Origin of the sequence: Saccharothrix sp. NRRL B-16348, from assembly GCF_001280085.1 — a bacterium.
Taxonomy (GTDB): Bacteria; Actinomycetota; Actinomycetes; order Mycobacteriales; family Pseudonocardiaceae; genus Actinosynnema.
In genome coordinates, this window is record NZ_LGED01000196.1 from 198,614 (window position 1) to 215,785 (window position 17,172).

Consider the following 17,172-nt stretch of genomic DNA (forward strand, 5'->3'; position numbering starts at 1 on the left):
AGGCGGGCGGGGCGGAGCCGTCAGCCGGCGTAGAAGTCGTTCAGCTTGAGGTTGGCGTCGATCTGCTTGACGGCCTCGTCCAGGGCGGCCTCGGGCTCGGCGCCCGCGACGATGTCCTTGGCGGTCTTCTCGAACACCGACGCGAGGTAGGGGTAGGCGGGCGTCACGGGACGCACCACCGCGAAGTCCCTGGCGGAGCGGACGAAGGACTCGTACCGGCCACCGGGCTCGTAGCCGGGGATCTGGGCCGCGGCGGCGTCCGTGGCGGGAATGGTGCCGGTCGCCTTGGCGAACTCGGTGAAGTACTTCGTCTTGCGGGTGAACTCCAGGAACGCGCGTGCGCCCTCCGGCTTCGCGCAGTGCGCGCTCATGGCCCACTGCCAGGAGGCGCCGCCGATCTTCGGCCCCCGGCCGAAGTCCACCGGCGGCAGGATCAGCAGGTCGTCGCCGAGCTTCTCGACGTTCTTGGCCGCGTCCCAGCTGCCGTCCCACTCGATGGCGGACTTGCCGTTGAGGAAGTCGTCGTTGGGGCTGGAGCCCGACTTCTGGGCCATGTAGCCGTCGGTGACCAGCGAGCGGAACCACTTCGCCCAGTCGAGCGCCTCGGGGCCGTTGAGCGCGCCTTCCGCGGTCTTGTAGGACGAGCGGTCGACCAGGTCGCCGCCGAAGCTCTGCAACTGCGGCGAGTACGCGTAGGGCCACCACTCGCCGCTGCCCCCGGTGCCCATCTCCAACGGGTGCTCGAACTTGCCGGAGGCCTTGAGGTCGGCCAGCGCGGCGGCGAACTCCGCCCGGGTCCACGGCTGGTCCGGGGTGGGGACGCGGATGCCGTGCTCGGCGAGCACCGACTTGCGGGCGAACATCGTCAGCGCCACGTCGTAGAAGCCGAAGGCGTAGACCTTGTCCTGGTACTTGCCGACGGTGCTGGGCAGCTGGTCGTCCAGGGGTACCTCACCGCCCGACAGCTCCAGCGGCGCCAGGTACCCGCCCCACGCCCAGTTGGGCACGTTCGGGCCGTCCACGTCGAGGATGCAGGGCAGCTTCTTCGAGGAGGAGGAAGCGACGACCGCGTCGTTGTAGGAGCCCTGGGGGAACGCCTCGATCTCGACCTTGTACTTGGACTGGCCGGCGTTGAAGTCGTTGACCACCTTCTCCACGACGTCGTACTCGGCGGCGTTGCCGGCGTTGTGGGTCCACAGCTTCAGGACCCCGCCCTCGGCGCCCGATCCGCCGTCGGCGGCGCCACAGCCCGCGAGCACGGCCGTCGTGGTGACGGCCACTAGACTCGCCGCGACGAGACGTCTGGTCTTGGCATTCATGGTTCCTCCATCGTGCTGGCTGGTTCTCGTCGGGCGGCCGGTGCAAGCGGCCGCCCACTTGGTGTCGCTCCGTCGTCCCGGTGGTCAAGACCGGGGCGGCGGGGCGACCGAGTCCCTGCTGACCAGGGGGCAGTGCAGCACCTCCTGGAGAGCGGACCCGGTCTCCGACAGGTCGATCACGGCTTGCAGGCGCGCTATCGCCCGCGCGCCCATCGCGTAGTGGGGCAGGGCGACCGTGCTCAGGGCGGGGTGCAGGTTCTCGCTGATCAGCTCCTGGTTGTCGAAACCGATCACGGACAGGTCCGCCGGGATCGCGAGGCCCAGTTCGGCCGCCGCGCGGTACGCGCCCATCGCCATGCGGTCGTTGAAGCAGAACAGGGCCGTCGGCCGGTGCGGCGACCCCAGCAGGGCGCGGGCCGCGCGGTAGCCGCCGGGCGCGTCCGAGCGGTCGGCGACGACCAGCGCGGGGTCGAACCCGATGCCCTCCCGCGCCAGCGCGGCCCGGTACCCGGCGAGCCTGCCCCGCGACGCGGGGATGTCGTCGGTGTTGGTGACGAACCCGATCCGGCGGTGGCCGTGCGCCAGGAGCTCCCGGGTGGCGGTCGCCCCGCCCTGTTCCTCGTCGGGCACGACCGAGGGGACCGAGGGGTCCTCCGCGCTCGCGTCCACCAGGACCGTGGGCACCGAACGCAGTTGGTGCGGCACCTGCACGACCCGGTGGTACATCGACGCGTAGAGGATGCCGTCGACGCCGTGCTGGACCAGCAGGGTGATCGCCTTGCGCTCCAGCTCCGGGTCGCCCCCGGTGTTGAGCATGAGCAGCAGCAGGCCGCGTTCGGCGCCCGCGTCCTGCGCGCCCTGGATGATCTGCCCCGCGTGCGGTGTCGTGGCGATCTCGTCGCCGACGAAGCCGACCGTGTAGGTGCGGCTCGTCCGCAGACCCCGCGCCATGCTGTTCGGGCGGTACCCCAGCTCACGGGCCACGCGGAGCACGGTCGCCCGGGTGTCGGCGTTGATCCGCTTGCCCTCGACCTCGTTGAGGATGTGGGAGACCGTGGTCGCGGAAACACCGGCGGCCGCCGCCACGTCCTTGATCCCGATGCGCTTCACGGTGACCTGCCAAATCGTTTGGGCACTTGGTGCGGTGAAGGATTCATCAGCATCGAGCGGGTGTCAACGACCTGTTACGGACCCGTGTCCGAGCGGGACCGCGCCGTGCGGGCGGCACCGCGCCCGGCGCCCACCTGGTCGTGCGGCGGCGGGATCTCGCCCGAGCCGCGCTGGATGAGGGCGGCCGGGATGACGGCGTGGGTGGGTGGCGACTGGTCGCCGTCGATGCGGGCGAAGATCAGTTCCGCGGCTCTGCGCCCGAGGGCGGGGACGTCCTGGCGCAGGACGGTGACGCCGGGTTCGAGCATGTCGGCGAGGGGGAAGTCGTCGAAGCCGATCAACGCGACGCTGCGGTGCAGGCCGTGGTGGCGCAGGGTCCGCATGGCGCCGACCGTGACGAGGTTCTGCGCGGTGAACAGTGCGGTCGGCGGTTCGTCGAGGTCGAACAGGGCCGTGGTGGCGGCCTGGGCGGCGTCGGGGCCGCGCAGGTCGGTGCGGACGAGTTCCTCGCGCAGGGTCAGGCCGGTGTGGGCGAGCCCTTCCAGGTAGCCGGTGTAGCGCTCCTGGCTGGTCCACAGCGTCTGCCGGTCGCCGAGGAAGGCGATGCGCCGGTGCCCGAGAGCGGCCAGGTGCAGCACGGCGTCGCGTGAGCTGTCGCGGTTGGTGGTGGTGACGCTGTCGGTGCCGCCGAACGTCGGAGGTCGGTCGACCAGCACCATCGGCGTGCCCCGTTCGCGTTCCTGCTGGAGCGCGTCCTGGTGGCCGCCGACGGCCATGACGACCATGCCGTCGACGCGGCGGGTGGCCAGTGAGGTGAGCAGTTCGCGCTGCAGGTCGGGGTCGTCCTCGCTGCTGCCCGCCAGCACCAGCACGCCGGTCTGCCTCGCCCGGTCCTCGACCGCGCGCAGGAGGGCGGCGTCGAACGGGTTGGACAGGTCCTCGAACAGCACGCCGATGGTGGCGCTGCGCTTGTCGGAGCGGCGCAGGCTGCTGGCGGTCAGGTTCGGGCGGTAGCCGAGGGTGCGTGCGGCGGCACGGACGCGTTCGACGACGTCGGGGCCGGCGCCGGGCAGGTCGTTGATCACCCGCGACACCGTCTTCGTGCTGACCTTGGCGAGTGCGGCGACGTCCCGCATGGTGGGCTCGCGCCGTGCGCCCCGAGGGTCCATGGTCCTCTGCTCCATCCCGCGTAACGCTTGCGTAACGGCGGCTTGTCGTGACTTGGACCACGAAGCTAGCGTCAACGGTGACGTAATAAAAGTCCCGCTGTCCAAGTGGTCCACACGGGGTCCGGAAGCGCGGCTTTTCCCAGGTTGTTTCGCGTAACAGGCCGAACCCGACCAGCAGCACACCGTGTCCGGTGGCCCGTTACGTCAACGTTGACGTAGGAGAAGACATGACCGGACGGGCGCGTACTGGCGTCAGGTTCACGGCTCTGGTGTCGGCGTCACTGCTGGCGCTGGTCACCGGATGCGGGGACGGCGGCGACACGGCAGGCGGCGGCACGCTCGTCGGGCTGGTGACCAAGACCGACACGAACCCGTTCTTCGTGAAGATGAAGGAGGGCGCGCAGCAGGCCGCGGGCACCGCCGGGGCCACGGTGCAGTCGTTCGCCGGCAAGCAGGACGGCGACAACCAGTCGCAGGTGGACGCGATCGAGAACCTGATCGGCGCCGGGGCGAAGGGCATCCTGCTCACGCCCAACGACTCCAAGGCCATCGTCCCCTCCGTGGACAAGGCACGCCAGGCCGGTCTGCTCGTCATCGCCCTGGACACCCAGCTGGAACCGGCCGACGCGGCGGACGCGACGTTCGCCACCGACAACTACCAGGCCGGGCTGCTGATCGGGCAGTGGGCCAAGGCGAAGTTCGAGGCCGAGGGCAAGCAGGCGAAGATCGCCCTGCTGGACCTCAACCCGAACCAGGTGTCCGTGGACGTGCAGCGCGACCAGGGCTTCCTGGAGGGCTTCGGCGTCGACGTGAAGGACAAGAACAAGATCGGTGACGAGAGCGACCCGCGGATCGTGGGCCACGACGTCACCGACGGCGCGCCGGAGGGCGGCCGGACGGCGATGGAGAACCTGCTGCAGAAGGACCCCGGCGTCAACCTCGTCTACACGATCAACGAGCCGGCGGCGGCGGGCGCGTACGAGGCGTTGAAGGCGGTCGGCAAGGAGAAGGACGTCACGATCGTCTCGGTCGACGGCGGCTGCCCCGGTGTGGAGAACATCAAGTCGGGCATCATCGGCGCCACCTCGCAGCAGTACCCGCTGAAGATGGCGCAGCTGGGGGTGGAGGCGATCGCGAAGTTCGCGAAGGACGGCACGAAGCCGCAGAACACGCCGGGCAAGGCGTTCGTCGACACCGGGGTCACGCTGATCACCGACCAGCCGGCGGCCGGGGTGGAGTCGAAGGACTCGGCCTGGGGCCTGCAGAACTGCTGGGGCTGACCCATGTCGACCACGCTGTCCACAAGTCACTCACCTGGTGGCAACCCCGTCGGCGGTGACACCAGGCGCTCGCCCCTCGCCCGGCTCCAGCACCTGCTGCACTCGCAGGCCACCATCGGGCCCGCCGTGGTGCTGCTGGTCGCGGTCGTCGTGTTCGCCGTGCTGTCGCCCCGGTTCCTCACGCCGGGCAACATCTCCCTGATCCTGCAACAGGTCGCGGTCATCGGCACGCTCGCCGTCGGCCAGACCATCGTCATCCTCACCGCGGGCATCGACCTGTCCTGCGGCGCGATCATGGTGCTCACCTCGATCGTGATGGCGAAGGTCGCCGCCGACACCGGGCTGCCCGGCCTGCCCGCGCTGCTGCTCGGCTTCCTGGTCGGCACGCTGTGCGGCCTGCTCAACGGGCTGCTGGTGACCCGGCTGAAACTGCCGCCGTTCATCGTCACCCTCGGCACGTTGAACGTGTTCTTCGCGCTGAACCTCTGGTACTCCGAGAGCGCCACCATCCGCGGCACCGACATGCCGTCGCTGCTGCTGTGGACCGGCCAGACGATCAACGTCTTCGGCACCCGCGTCACCTACGGCTCCATCATGATGGTGGTCCTGGTCGCGGCCATGGCGTTCGCGTTGAAGAACACCGCGTGGGGACGGCACGTCTACGCCACCGGCGACGACGCCGAAGCCTCGCGCCTGTCCGGCATCCGCACCGCGCGCGTGCTGCTCAGCGTCTACGCCACGGCAGGTGCGGTGTACGCGTTGAGCGCGTGGGTCCTGATCGGCCGCATCGCCTCGGCCAGCCCGCAGGCCGGGCAGCTCGACAACCTCGACTCCATCACCGCCGTGGTGATCGGCGGCACCAGCCTGTTCGGCGGGCGTGGCGCGATCATCGGCTCGCTGATCGGGGCGTTGATCGTCGGCGTGTTCCGCAACGGCCTCGCGCTGGCCGGCGTGGACGTGCTGTGGCAGACCCTGGCCGTCGGTGTCCTGATCATCGTCGCGGTGTCGCTGGACCAGTGGATTCGGAAGGTGAAGCCATGACGACCCCGGTGTTGCAGGCCCGTGGGCTGGTCAAGCGCTACGGCCGGGTCACCGCGCTGGCCGGCTCCGACCTGGAGCTGCTGCCCGGCGAGATCCTCGCCGTCATCGGCGACAACGGGGCCGGCAAGTCCAGCCTGATCAAGGCGTTGTCCGGCGCGGTCGTGCCCGACGAGGGCGAGATCCTCCTCAACGGCGAGCCGGTGTCGTTCTCCTCGCCGATCGACGCGCGGGACGCCGGCATCGAGACCGTGCACCAGTCGTTGGCGGTCTCGCCGTCGTTGGACATCGCGAGCAACCTGTTCCTCGGCCGTGAACGCCGCCGCAAGGGCGTGCTCGGCACGGTGTTCCGGATGCTCGACCGCAACGGCATGCGCGAAGAGGCGCGCCGGCAGCTCGACGCGCTGGGCATCATGACCATCCAGAACCCCGGTCAGGCGGTGGAGACCCTGTCGGGCGGCCAGCGGCAGGCGGTGGCGGTGGCCCGTGCCGCCGCGTTCGGCAGCCGGGTAGTGATCATGGACGAACCCACCGCGGCCCTGGGCGTGCGCGAGTCCCGCGCCGTGCTCGACCTCGTGCTCCAAGTCCGCGACCGCGGCCTGCCGGTGATCCTGATCAGCCACAACATGCCCCACGTCTTCGAGGTCGCCGACCGCATCCACATCCAACGCCTCGGCCGCCGCAAGGCCGTGGTCGACCCGAAGACCGTCTCGATGTCCGACGCCGTCGCGATCATGACCGGCGCGATGGAGCCCCCGGACTAGCCCGCGGCGGGCCGGCCCGGGATCAGGCGGGCCGGCCCGCGTGGAGGCGGGCGTAGGCGCCGCCGCCGCGCAGCAACTCGTCGTGGGAGCCGATCTCCTGGATCCCGCCGTCCCTCATGACGACGATGCGGTCGGCGTCGCGGATGGTGGACAGCCGGTGGGCGACCACGAACGTGGTCCGGCCGCGGACGAGCCGGGCCAGCGCCTGCTGGACCAGGGTCTCGGAGTGGGTGTCGAGGGCGGAGGTGGCCTCGTCGAGGATCAGCACGCGCGGGTTGCGCAGCAGGGCGCGGGCGATGACCAGGCGTTGTCGCTGGCCGCCCGACAGGTGGGAGCCGCGGTCGGCGACCGAGGTCTCCAGCCCGTCCGGCAGGTGGTCGACGAACTCCAGGGCGTTGGCGTCGCGCAGCGCCGTCCTGATCGCGGCGTCGTCGGCGTCGGGCATGCCGAAGGCGACGTTCTCGCGGACGGTGCCGTCGAACAGGATCGGCTCCTGCGGCACCACCGAGATGAAGCGCCGGTAGGTGCGCAGGTCGAGGTCGGCCATGTCCACGCCGTCGAGGAGGATCCGGCCCGACCGCGGCCGGATGAAGCCGATGAGCAGGTTGAGCACCGTGGACTTGCCCGCACCCGACGGGCCGACCAGCGCGATCGTCTCGCCGGGTGCGACGGAGAGGGTGAAGTCCCGCACGGCCGACCGCCCGGACCCGTCGTAGGCGTGGCCGACCGACCGGAACTCCACCGCACCGCGGACCTCGGCGACCTCGGCCTTGCCCGTGTTGTCCTCCAGGTCGGGGCTGCGCAGCACCTCGCTCGCGGAGCGGACGGACTCCAACCCCTTGGAGATCACCGGCGCCAGGGTCATCAGGGTGGCCAGCGAGGTGGTGGACGTGGTCAGGAAGGCGCTGAGCATGACGACGTCGCCCGCGGTGATGCCCCAGACGCCCTGGTAGGCGACCAGGGCGGAGGCGGTCAGGAAGACCACGCCGAGGATGTTGAGGAACACCCACGACAGCGAGGCGACCCGACCGTTGAGCAGGTCCAGCCGCAGGCCCGACGCCAGGACCCGCCGCAACGTGTCGTCCATCCGTCCCAGGGCGTGGCCCTCCAGGCCGTGCGCGCGGGTGACGGGGATCAGCTGGGTCATCTCGTTGACCCTGGCGGCCAGGTGCTCCACGTCCTGGCGGAACACCTCGTTGTGGTCGCGCAGCCTCGTGCGCAGGCGCATCACCACCAGGGACGCGAGCGGCACGATCACCACCAGCAGCGGCAGGAACCGCGGCGCCCGGACGCCGACGATCGTCAAGCCGCCGATCAGGACGGTGATCGCGCTCAGCCCGGTGTCGGTCGTCTGCTGCACCATCTGCTCGACGGTCTCGACGTCGCGGACGACCTTCGCCTGGAGCACGCCGGCGCTGGTCCGGTTGTGGTAGCCGATGGACAGCTCCTGCAAGCGGGTGCACAGGGCCGACCGCAGCGCGGTGCCCGCCCGGCGCACGCTCCCGTGCAGGAGGCGGACGTAGAGCAGGTGCAGCGGGTAGTTGACGACCAGGATCAGCATGATCACGCCGGTCGCGACCCACATCCCGGCCAGCGGCAGGCGCAGCACAACGGTGTCGATGATGGTCGCCGTGACCAGAGGCAGCAGCCAGACCGGGCTGTGCTTGACGACGAAGACGGCCAGCGCGCCGCTCAGCCGCCACCGGTGCGGGCGGAACAGGCGGCCGAGGGCGCGCACGGCGCCTTCGCCCGGGTCGTGGTGTCCCCGCGGTGTGTCGGACGAGGTCACCGGGAGGTCTCCCTTCGTGGCCGGTGATGGCCGGCCGGCTGGTGGGGGCGCCCGGAGGAGGCCCGGGTCGTGACGGGGCGGAAAGCGCTTTCCGGGATTCTCCGGAGAGGTGCGAGCACTGTCAAGACGCCCGCGCGTGTGCCCGAACCGACCGGCTCGGGCACACGCGACCGGGTTGCCCGGATCCGGTCAGCCGGCGTAGTGCACGTCCGGCCACGGCGGGGTGACCATGCCGTTCCCGATGTGGAAGCTCGGGTGCGGCGGCTGGTTGTAGGCCGTGTTCTGCCCATCAGCGTGGGGATGCGGCGGTCGGTCTGGTTCGGCGTCGAGTAGACGCGCAGGGCCCGGTTGTCGGTGGTGGGCCAGACGACCTCCTCGCGCCAGTCGCCCAGGATGTCGCCGCTCAACGACGGGTTGGACTTGGTGCCGTTGTTGGAGTGCACGCCGGAGCCGGTGAGCAGACGGGTGTCGCCGCCGGTGCCGTACTTGTCGACGTGGGTGCCGTCGAGCAGCTCGCGCGACGGGTCGCCGTCCCACCAGAGCAGGAAGTTCGCCGACGACGGCTTGCGGGCGACGCCGGTGCCGCGGGTGTTGCGGAGCTGGCTGTCGGCCGAGGACCACGACTCCGCGCCGGGGTTGCCGGCGTAGATGTCGGCCGACACGCCGCGGCCGTTGTCGCCCGCCGGCTCGGTCCGCCACAGCACCTGGCCGGTGCGGGCGTCGGCGAACCACGAGCCGGGCTGGCTGCTGTTCTCGGAGACCTTGTAGTACTCCAGGCCCGGCCGGGACGGGTCGAGGTCGCCCAGGTGGGCGGCGTCGCCGTGGCCGAACCGGGTGTTCCACAGGCCGCGGCCGTTGTCGTCGATCGTGGCCGCGCCGTAGACGATCTCGTCCCGGCCGTCGGCGTCCACGTCGCCGATGGTCAGCGAGTGGTTGCCCTGGCCCGCGTAGGTGCCGTTGCCGGAGGCGTTGGAGTCGAACGTCCACCGCTTGGTCAACGTGCCGTTGCGGAAGTCCCAGGCCGCGATGACGGCACGCGTGTAGTAGCCGCGGGCCATGATGAGGCTGGGGCGGGCGCCGTCGAGGTAGGCGGTGCCGGCCAGGAACCGGTCGACCCGGTTGCCGTAGCTGTCGCCCCAGGAGGAGACGTTGCCGCGGGGCGGGTCGTAGTTCACCGTGGACATCGCCGCGCCGGTCTGACCGTTGAACATGGTCAGGAACTCCGGCCCGGTCAGGATGTAACCGCCGGAGTTGCGGTGGTCCGCGGACCCGTTGCCGATGACCGTGCCGCGGCCGTCACGCGTGCCGTCGGCGGTCTTCATCGCGACCTCGGCCTTGCCGTCGCCGTCGTAGTCGTACACCTGGAACTGGGTGTAGTGCGCACCGGCCCGGATGTTGCGGCCCAGGTCGATGCGCCACAACCGGGTGCCCTGCAAGGTGTAGGCGTCGATGAAGACGTTCCCGGTCACGCCCGACTGCGAGTTGTCCTTGGCGTTGGTCGGGTCCCACTTGAGCACGAACTCGTAGTCGCCGTCACCGTCGAGGTCGCCGACGCTCGCGTCGTTCGCGACGTACCCGCTGCCCGGCGACTGGATCGGCACGTCGCGGTAGCCGGAGCCGAACGCCAGCGACGCCGGGGACGCCGGCTGTTCGGCTCCGTTCACCACGGCGCGCACGGTGTAGGAGGCGTCCGCCGCCGCGCCGTTGTCCAGGTAGTTGGTCGACGCGGTGATGGGGGAGGAGTTCAGCTTGGCGCCGCCCCGGTACACGTTGAAGCCGGCGTTCTGCGGGTCGCCCGCCAGCAGCCGCCAGCTAACCAGGTTGCCGCTGCCCGACCGCACGCTGATCACACCGCGGTCCAGCCGCTCGACCTGCTTGCGGCCCGTCGGGTCACCCGGTTCGGGACCGGGCCCCGGGTCGGTCGTGGTGGTGGTCGTGGTCGTTGTGGTCGTCGTAGTGGTGGTGGTCGGGTCGACACCGCCCGTGCAGGCCGTGCCGTTGAGGCTGAACGTCGACGGCGTGCCGACGTCGGTGCCGCTCATGGTGCCGTTGAAGCCGAACGACGCCGTGCCACCGGTCGCGATCTGCCTGTTGTAGTCCACATTGGACGCCGTCACGCCCGCGCCGGAGGCGTCGAACGTCGCGTTCCACCCCTGCGCGAAGCGCTCCGTGCCGGGGAACGTCCAGCCGAGACGCCACCCGTCCACGGGATCGCCCAGGTTGGTGATGGTCACGTTGGCGGTGAACCCGCCCTGCCACTTGTTCTGAACCGTGTAGTCGACCTTGCAGCCGGGTGCGGCCGAGGCCACTCCCGCGACCGCGAGGCCGCCCGTCAGTGCGCTGATCGCCGTCGCGGCGGCGACCACACGCACCCGCGAGTTCATGAGCACCGTTGCTCCATTCGCTCGTACCGTTCTGGGAGCGCTCCCAGAGATGCCCTGATGTGTCCTGTGGTCGTGGAGGCGGGATGGTGGTGTCGGCGGCGTCGATGAAACGATTCAACCATACGCCTGACAGCCTCCTTGGAAAGCGCTATCCAGGTGAAGGGTCCTGCAGTCGGCGAGACTGCTCGTCGTGCTGGGGCTGCCGCCGCATCTCGTTGGTGCTTAATCGCTTAACCGCACCGGCGGCAGTGGGTTAGACCGTACGAACGGCCGCGTCCCCGTGTCAACCGGCTTGGTCGAAATCTTTCGGCGTCGGCCGGTGGGCGCGTGGCGTTGGTGGACGGTGGCCTGGGAGGCGTGCTGGCGAGTAGGAGCAGCCGTTTGACTCCGGATGGACTAGTGCGACCGCGCAATTCTTCTGGGAGCGTTACCAGGAAGTGGCTGGTAAGCGCTTTCCGAGCTCGTCCACAGTGGACGGGCGGCGCAACGGTCGCAACGGGAGGCCGCGTTCCTGGGACACCTACAAGTTCTCCTGCGGGGCGCTCAGCCGAGTGGTGTGCGAGGCGGACTTGTCCTTGGCGGTGTTGCTGTTCTTCACCGAGTCGACGGTCGCCGTGCAGGTGACGTCCCCGGCGAAGTCGCGGTCCGTCACGGCGGTGACGGTGATCGTGGCGCCGGCGCCGACCGGCAGCGTCAGCGGCTGGGTGAACGTGCCCGTCCCGGTGCTGCCCCGGCCGGCCCGCGCGCCGCCGTCGGTGCTCGTGACGGAGACGTCGACCGCGGCCGGCGCGGGGTCGAGCGTGCCGGTGACCACGGCGTCGGTTGCGTCGTTGGGGCCGTCGTTGCGGACCGTGACCGCGTAGCTGACCGTGCCGCCGGCAGGTGCCGCCTCGGGGCCGTCGACCTGGAGCGGCATGTCCGCGGGCATCGCGATGACCAGGTTCCGCAGGCAGTGCTGCGCGGTCACGGAGCCGGTGCTGGCCGACAGCCCGAGCTTGAACGTCTCGGGCATGGTGGCCTGGCCCGGCGCCGACTTCAGGTCGATGCCGTCGAACACGGTGGTGGCCTGCCCGCCACGCGTCAGCACGACCGTGACCACGGCGTTGACGATGGTGACCTGCACGTGCGCCTGGTCGTCCCAGGTCGCGGCGAGGCCGCCCGTGACGGCGACGCCGTCGAGGTAGCGGAACCCCTGGTCCCGGTCCCCGGAGCCGCGCAGCACGATGTGGTCCGGTTGACGGGTGTCCTCGCGGTCGGCGGGGCCGCCCCACGTGGTGGAGAAGTTCCCGTAGGTGTCGAAGCCGATGCCCAGGTAGCCCTTGGGCACCCCCTGCCCGTTGCCGTCGGGGCCGCGCGCGTACCCCAGGCCCGCGCCGTAGCCACCGAGGCCGCTCTCGTGCGCGCCGTCCACGAGGTACACCGCGAACCCGTCGGCGCCGCCGCCCGAGGTGCAGTAGTCGAACTCGATCGACACGCCCGCCGTGGAGGGGAAGAGCGTGTTCAACAGCGCCGTGCCTGCCTTGTTGTAGTCGTTCGGCGTCAGTTGCAGGCAGTGCTCGTCGGTCAGCGCGGCATCGCCGAGGAGCGTCCAGTCGTGCTCCAGGTCCGCGACGTCGTCGACTTGGAACGTCTCGCGGATCGGGAAGACGGCGGTGGACACCTCCGGCTCGGTGGTGGTGTCGGGTGGGGCGGTCGGTGCGTCGTCGTCCGCGTCCGCGGGGGAGTCGGGAGCGAGCGGACCGAGGAGGTCGAACAGGCCGAGCACGACGTCTTCGTAGAGGTAGAAACCACTTTCGAGCGGCGGCAGCGCGACGTCCTCGAAGTCATCGCGGTCGGCCGGCGCGGTGGGCGGTGCCAGCACCTGGCCCAGGTCGCGCAGGGCGCCTTGCACGACGGAGCTCGCGGTGGCGGCCAGCCACCGCATCGGCAGGTTCACCGCGGCGGAGGTCTGGCGGAGCGGGGAGGAGGGCGACGAGCCTGCCGCGTCCACGGTGGCGGTCAACCACCGCATCGGCAGGTGCAGCAGACCGGTCAGCTCGGCGTGGGACAGGACCGGCGGCGGCTCGCCGTCGATCATCATGTCCTCCCACTCCATCAGGTCGAACAGGAACTGCCCGCCTTTGTAGAACGGCCACGGCGCCAAGGCGTCGAGGATGGCACGGGCTCGTCGCGGAGTGGTCTGGCGGATCGCGACGCCCCGCCGGGCCAACGTGCACAACACCTCGCGCAGCCTGGTGTTGGTCCTGCGCACGAGCCTCAGCATCGCCAGGTCGCGGTCGAGCAGCACGGGCTCGCCGGACCCGGACCCGGTGTCGGGGTTCACAGCGGACGGGTGGTGACGTAGTGGGCGATCTGGCGCAGCACTGCTTTTCCTTCGTTCTCCGGGATGATGTCCAGGTCGTTCTCGAAGTGCGTGATCCCGGCGGCGGCGAGCCGGTCGGCGAGGGCGATGGCGTAGTCGATGGAGCCGTGCCGCCGCATGGCGGCGAGCACCTCCTCGGCCTCGTCCTGGGTCTTGGCGCTGCGCGGCCGGTGCAGCAGCTGCCCGAGGCGTTCGCGCTCACGGGCGCTCGCGGTGCGGAACAGGTGGATCAGCATCACGGTCCGCTTGCCCTCCAGCAGGTCACCCAACGCCTCCTTGCCGTACAGCGCCTCGTCGCCGACGAGGTTGAGGATGTCGTCCTGGATCTGGAAGGCGATCCCGATCAGCCGGAACGCCTCGTCGAACCGGCCGAGCACGGCGGGATCGGTGACCCCGGCGCAGACCGCGCCCATCCGGCACGGGCTGATGCACGTGTACCAGCCGGTCTTCTTGGTGCTCATGGTGAAGTAGTCCTCGTCCCGCGAGGGCACCACGCGGCGGTGGATCCAGCCCAGTTCCATGGCCTGGCCCTCGATGGACTCCCGGCACATGTGCATGGCCTCCTGGATCAGCCCCAGCGTCCGGGCCAGGCCGAGCGTCTCCAGGTTCGCCAGCACGGCGTCCACCGCCAGCAGGTTGAGCCCGTCGCCGACGTTGACCGCCAGCCCGTTGCCGAACTCGGCGTTCATCGTGGGCAGCCCGCGGCGGTGGGTGGACTCGTCGGCGATGTCGTCGTGGACCAGGAAACCGTTGTGGAACAGCTCGAGCGCGGCGGCGGCGCGTGCCGCGTGCTCGGGTTTCGCGCCGAACGCCGCGCACGTGGCGAAGGTCAGCGTGGGCCGCAGCCCCTTGCCCTGCCGGGCCGGGTAGGACTTCATGAGGTCGTACAGGTCGGGCTTCGGCTCGCGGTCCGGCAGCATGTCGTCGATCTCGCGGTTGGTGCGCGCCCGGCAGGCCAGCATGGTGTCCACCAGGTCGGCGTCGCCGACGGGACGGACGTCCCACCACGAGGAACTGCGGCGGCCGTCCCACAGCAGCCGGGGCGTGGTGTCCACCGTGCCACCGATGGTCGCCGCGCCCGCCTCGTCGGCCTCCAGGGGCCGTCGGGTGGCCAGGAAGTCGGTGGCGCGCCAGCCGGTGGGTACGGCGCCGTGCGGCGACACCGCCGGCGCCGCGTCCCCGGCGATCCGCCCCCACAACCGGGGTGCCTGCTCGCGGTACTCGCGCCACAGCTGCTGGACGTACCGCAGGCCCGAGGAGCGCTGGGCCAGCAGCGTGAACGCCCGCCACACGGCCAGCACCTGCTCCTGCCTGCCGCGCACGTCCAGGCTGTGCGGCAGGACCTGCTCCACCGGCGGTCGCTGGGCGTCGAAGAGGAGGTTCATCGCCCGTTGGTCGAAGACCACCTCGACGTCCGGCGCGCCCACCAGCTCCTGCTCGACCAGCAGGCGGCTGTGGCGCACGCTCATGGTGGCCTGGCTGCCGTCGTGGAAGTGCAGGCCCAGCACGATGTCCCGCAGGTGGTCGGCGGCGGCCGCGACGATGGCCGGCGCGCGCTGCGACAGCGCCGTCACGGTGTCGGCCAGCAGTCGCGCACCCGTGTGGGCGACGGTGCTCTCAGTCACCGGCGCCTCCGGCGAACTCGACGATGCCGTCCGCGCGGAAGTCCACCGGTTCGCCGGACACCACGCCGTGGACCGTGCAGGGGCCCAGCAGCTCGTGCACGCTGAACGGCCGCAGGCTCGTCTCCGACGGGTTGGCGATCCGGGCCGCGGTGAACGCCTCGAAGTCCAGCAGCAGGCGGTCCGCGCCCAGGCACGCGCTGATCACCAGCCGCCGGGGCACCACCGGCGCGGGCGCGGTGGCCAGCACCGCGGCCAGCGGTGGGACCAGCACCACCCGGTCCCGGTCCAGCTCGCCGTGCACCGCGACTTCGAGGCGGCGGCGCGGGAAGTGCCGCACCATCCGGCCTCGCCGCCACAGCATCACCGAACCGGTCACCGCGTCGACCGGCCGCTCGGGCTGGATGAGGGTGAACACCACGGACCACGGTGGCGGGCCCTGCTCGTCACCGGACTCCGCGTCCTCGCCACCGGACGGGGCGTTGGCGAACCCGAACACCCAGCCGCCCAGGTCCGGCCAGCTCCACCGGCCGCGGACCCGCTCGTGGTAGCCCACGACGTCGCGGACCACCTCGCCCTGGGGCGTGCGCAGCGTTCCCCGGCCGCGCACACCGGGTTCGGACTGCCAGCGCAGGAACTGGTCGCCGGCGAACGGTGCGCACTGCGAGGTGCACGGCCTGCTGGTGCGCGACAGCGTCAGGTCCACCGCAGGACTGCCGGCAGCGGCCGCGACCGCGAACCCGTCGGGGGTCGCGTGCGGGTGCGGCAGCCGGAACGCCGACCAGGGCCGGTCCGGCTGGACCGCGTTGAACTGGCTGGACGACCAGCCGTGCACGGGGTCGTGCACCAGCAGGATCGCCATCCGCTGCGGCGCCCAGCCCTCCGGCGCGCCGACGACCTGGTGCTCCGCGCCCAGCACCGACAGGTTCGAGATCACCGCGTGGCCGCTGCCCGGGGACAGGAAGGCGTAGTGCAGCCACTGGCGGTCCAACGGGTGGTGGAACTCCGATCTGGGGAACGGGCCCGGCACGCCCAGTTCCGACAACGCCACGTCAGACGACACCGCGGGCATACCTCCACCAGGACGATCGAGCGAAGAACAGGTGCGGCCCGGCCATCTGCCGAAAGGCGGCGAACCGCGTGCACGTGGGATCCATGTCGTTTATGGGAATCGTCCTCGGTGGTCGGGTGCGGGACCGTGTCGTCGACGGGAACGGGGGACCGGCGAATCTCGCCGCGGGGGACGATGCCATCCCTCCGGCCGCTCAGGCGGCACCGGACGACCGAATCACCCACTCAGTACCGCAAGGGCACCCAGGCGAGTGGATGTCATGATCGGCTGTAGTCGCCCGACGCGTGACGCCGGTGTCCGGGCATCGCTGCGGTGCCGCGTTCAGCGGCGTCTACCAGCCGGGTTGCGCCCCGGCCGCCCGACCGGACTTTCTCCGCGCGCCGTGGAAATAGTTCGACATCGGCCTGTGGGAGTGATGCGCGAGTTCACGTACCGGAACCGGTCGTTCAGGTACGTGATTGTCCGGGTTATCGCTCGCGAGGTGTTGTCCACATTTGTGAATGGAACGGGCGCGGATTGACACGACCAAGATCGGCCTCTAGCGTGAGGCAAGCGCTTTCCGGTACGTGACCTCACGAATCAACGGAGGCAACGATGCCCCCGGTCGGAACTCGGACTCGCCGCTCGCCCGCGTCGAGCCCGGCGGCACGCACCACTTCGCCGAGACGGTTGTCGTAGAGCACGTCGACGGCACATCGACGTTCTCGAACAATGCCCACCGCGACCGCGGGGGACGACGACGGGCGAATGCGACAGCGCCATCCAACCTTCGACGACGCAGGGGACGAAATGAAACGATCAGCCGCATGGCGATTCTCCGCGGTCGTGGCCGCGCTCGCCGTCGCGACCTCGACGAGTGTGCTGTTGGCGATGTCACCGGCGTCGGCGGCGGCCGGCGCCGCGACCGGCTACGCGTCCCAGAACGGCGGGACGACCGGTGGTCAGGGCGGGGCGACGGTCCGGGCCAACACGGGGACCAAGATCCACCAGGCGCTGTGCGGTCGGGCCGGCAGTTCCACCCCGATCATCATCGAGGTCGAGGGCACGATCAACCACGGCAACACCGCCAAGGTCTCGGGCAACAGCTGTGAGACCGCGGCCGGCGTGATCGAGCTCAAGCGGATCAGCAACGTCACGATCATCGGCGTGGGCGGCGGAGCCGTTTTCGACCAGTTGGGCATCCACATCCGGGAGTCGCGCAACATCATCATCCGGAACGTGACGGTCCGGAACGTGAAGAAGTCGGGTTCTCCGACGTCCAAC

11 protein-coding genes and 1 pseudogene are annotated in these 17,172 nt (G+C 70.7%); 4 read left to right on the plus strand and 8 right to left on the minus strand.

Annotation, left to right across the window (positions count from 1 at the left end):
- Positions 1-20 precede the first annotated feature (20 nt).
- The 3 genes from ADK67_RS19875 to ADK67_RS19885 form a co-directional block, all read right to left on the minus strand.
- Positions 21-1,319 carry an ABC transporter substrate-binding protein gene (locus ADK67_RS19875; protein ID WP_053717930.1) on the minus strand — a complete coding sequence of 433 codons (1,299 nt, stop codon included), beginning with the start codon at positions 1,317-1,319 and terminating at the stop codon, positions 21-23.
- An 84-nt stretch (positions 1,320-1,403) separates the two neighbouring features.
- Complete coding sequence (locus ADK67_RS19880; protein WP_053717931.1) at positions 1,404-2,429, minus strand: LacI family DNA-binding transcriptional regulator; 1,026 nt, start codon at positions 2,427-2,429, stop codon at positions 1,404-1,406.
- A gap of 74 nt (positions 2,430-2,503) precedes the next feature.
- Complete coding sequence (locus tag ADK67_RS19885; RefSeq protein WP_197289526.1) at positions 2,504-3,598, minus strand: LacI family DNA-binding transcriptional regulator; 1,095 nt, start codon at positions 3,596-3,598, stop codon at positions 2,504-2,506.
- 227 nt (positions 3,599-3,825) lie between these two features.
- Between ADK67_RS19885 and ADK67_RS19890 the strand changes: the two genes are divergently transcribed.
- Genes ADK67_RS19890 through ADK67_RS19900 form a run of 3 tightly spaced genes read left to right on the plus strand, consistent with a single transcriptional unit; the run spans position 3,826 to position 6,680 of the window.
- Complete coding sequence (locus ADK67_RS19890) at positions 3,826-4,878, plus strand: substrate-binding domain-containing protein (protein ID WP_053717932.1); 1,053 nt, start codon at positions 3,826-3,828, stop codon at positions 4,876-4,878.
- A gap of 3 nt (positions 4,879-4,881) precedes the next feature.
- A complete protein-coding gene (locus tag ADK67_RS19895) occupies positions 4,882-5,919 on the plus strand; it encodes an ABC transporter permease (RefSeq protein WP_053717933.1) in 1,038 nt (345 codons plus the stop codon).
- Positions 5,916-6,680 carry an ATP-binding cassette domain-containing protein gene (locus tag ADK67_RS19900; protein ID WP_053717934.1) on the plus strand — a complete coding sequence of 255 codons (765 nt, stop codon included), beginning with the start codon at positions 5,916-5,918 and terminating at the stop codon, positions 6,678-6,680. The genes ADK67_RS19895 and ADK67_RS19900 overlap by 4 nt, the downstream gene beginning before the upstream one ends.
- Before the next feature lie 22 nt (positions 6,681-6,702).
- On the opposite strand, the gene ADK67_RS19905 is transcribed toward ADK67_RS19900, so the two are convergent.
- From ADK67_RS19905 to ADK67_RS19925, 5 genes are all read right to left on the minus strand, one after another.
- Positions 6,703-8,469 carry an ABC transporter ATP-binding protein gene (locus ADK67_RS19905; protein ID WP_053717935.1) on the minus strand — a complete coding sequence of 589 codons (1,767 nt, stop codon included), beginning with the start codon at positions 8,467-8,469 and terminating at the stop codon, positions 6,703-6,705.
- Positions 8,466-10,853, minus strand: a complete 2,388-nt coding sequence (locus ADK67_RS19910) for a rhamnogalacturonan lyase family protein (protein WP_231648270.1) — start codon at positions 10,851-10,853, stop codon at positions 8,466-8,468. The genes ADK67_RS19905 and ADK67_RS19910 overlap by 4 nt, the downstream gene beginning before the upstream one ends.
- A 520-nt stretch (positions 10,854-11,373) precedes the next feature.
- Positions 11,374-13,176: a lectin-like domain-containing protein gene (locus ADK67_RS19915; RefSeq protein WP_053717936.1), complete on the minus strand. Its 1,803-nt coding sequence runs from the start codon at positions 13,174-13,176 to the stop codon at positions 11,374-11,376.
- Entirely contained in the window at positions 13,173-14,840 is a 1,668-nt protein-coding gene (locus ADK67_RS19920; protein ID WP_053717937.1) for a polyprenyl synthetase family protein, read from the minus strand. Before ADK67_RS19920 ends, ADK67_RS19915 begins: the two co-directional genes overlap by 4 nt.
- Positions 14,833-15,900 carry a hypothetical protein gene (locus ADK67_RS19925; RefSeq protein ID WP_197289527.1) on the minus strand — a complete coding sequence of 356 codons (1,068 nt, stop codon included), beginning with the start codon at positions 15,898-15,900 and terminating at the stop codon, positions 14,833-14,835. Before ADK67_RS19925 ends, ADK67_RS19920 begins: the two co-directional genes overlap by 8 nt.
- Before the next feature lie 798 nt (positions 15,901-16,698).
- On the opposite strand from ADK67_RS19925, the pseudogene ADK67_RS19930 reads away from it, so the two are divergent.
- Positions 16,699-17,172: pseudogene (locus ADK67_RS19930) on the plus strand (hypothetical protein); the annotation flags it as partial.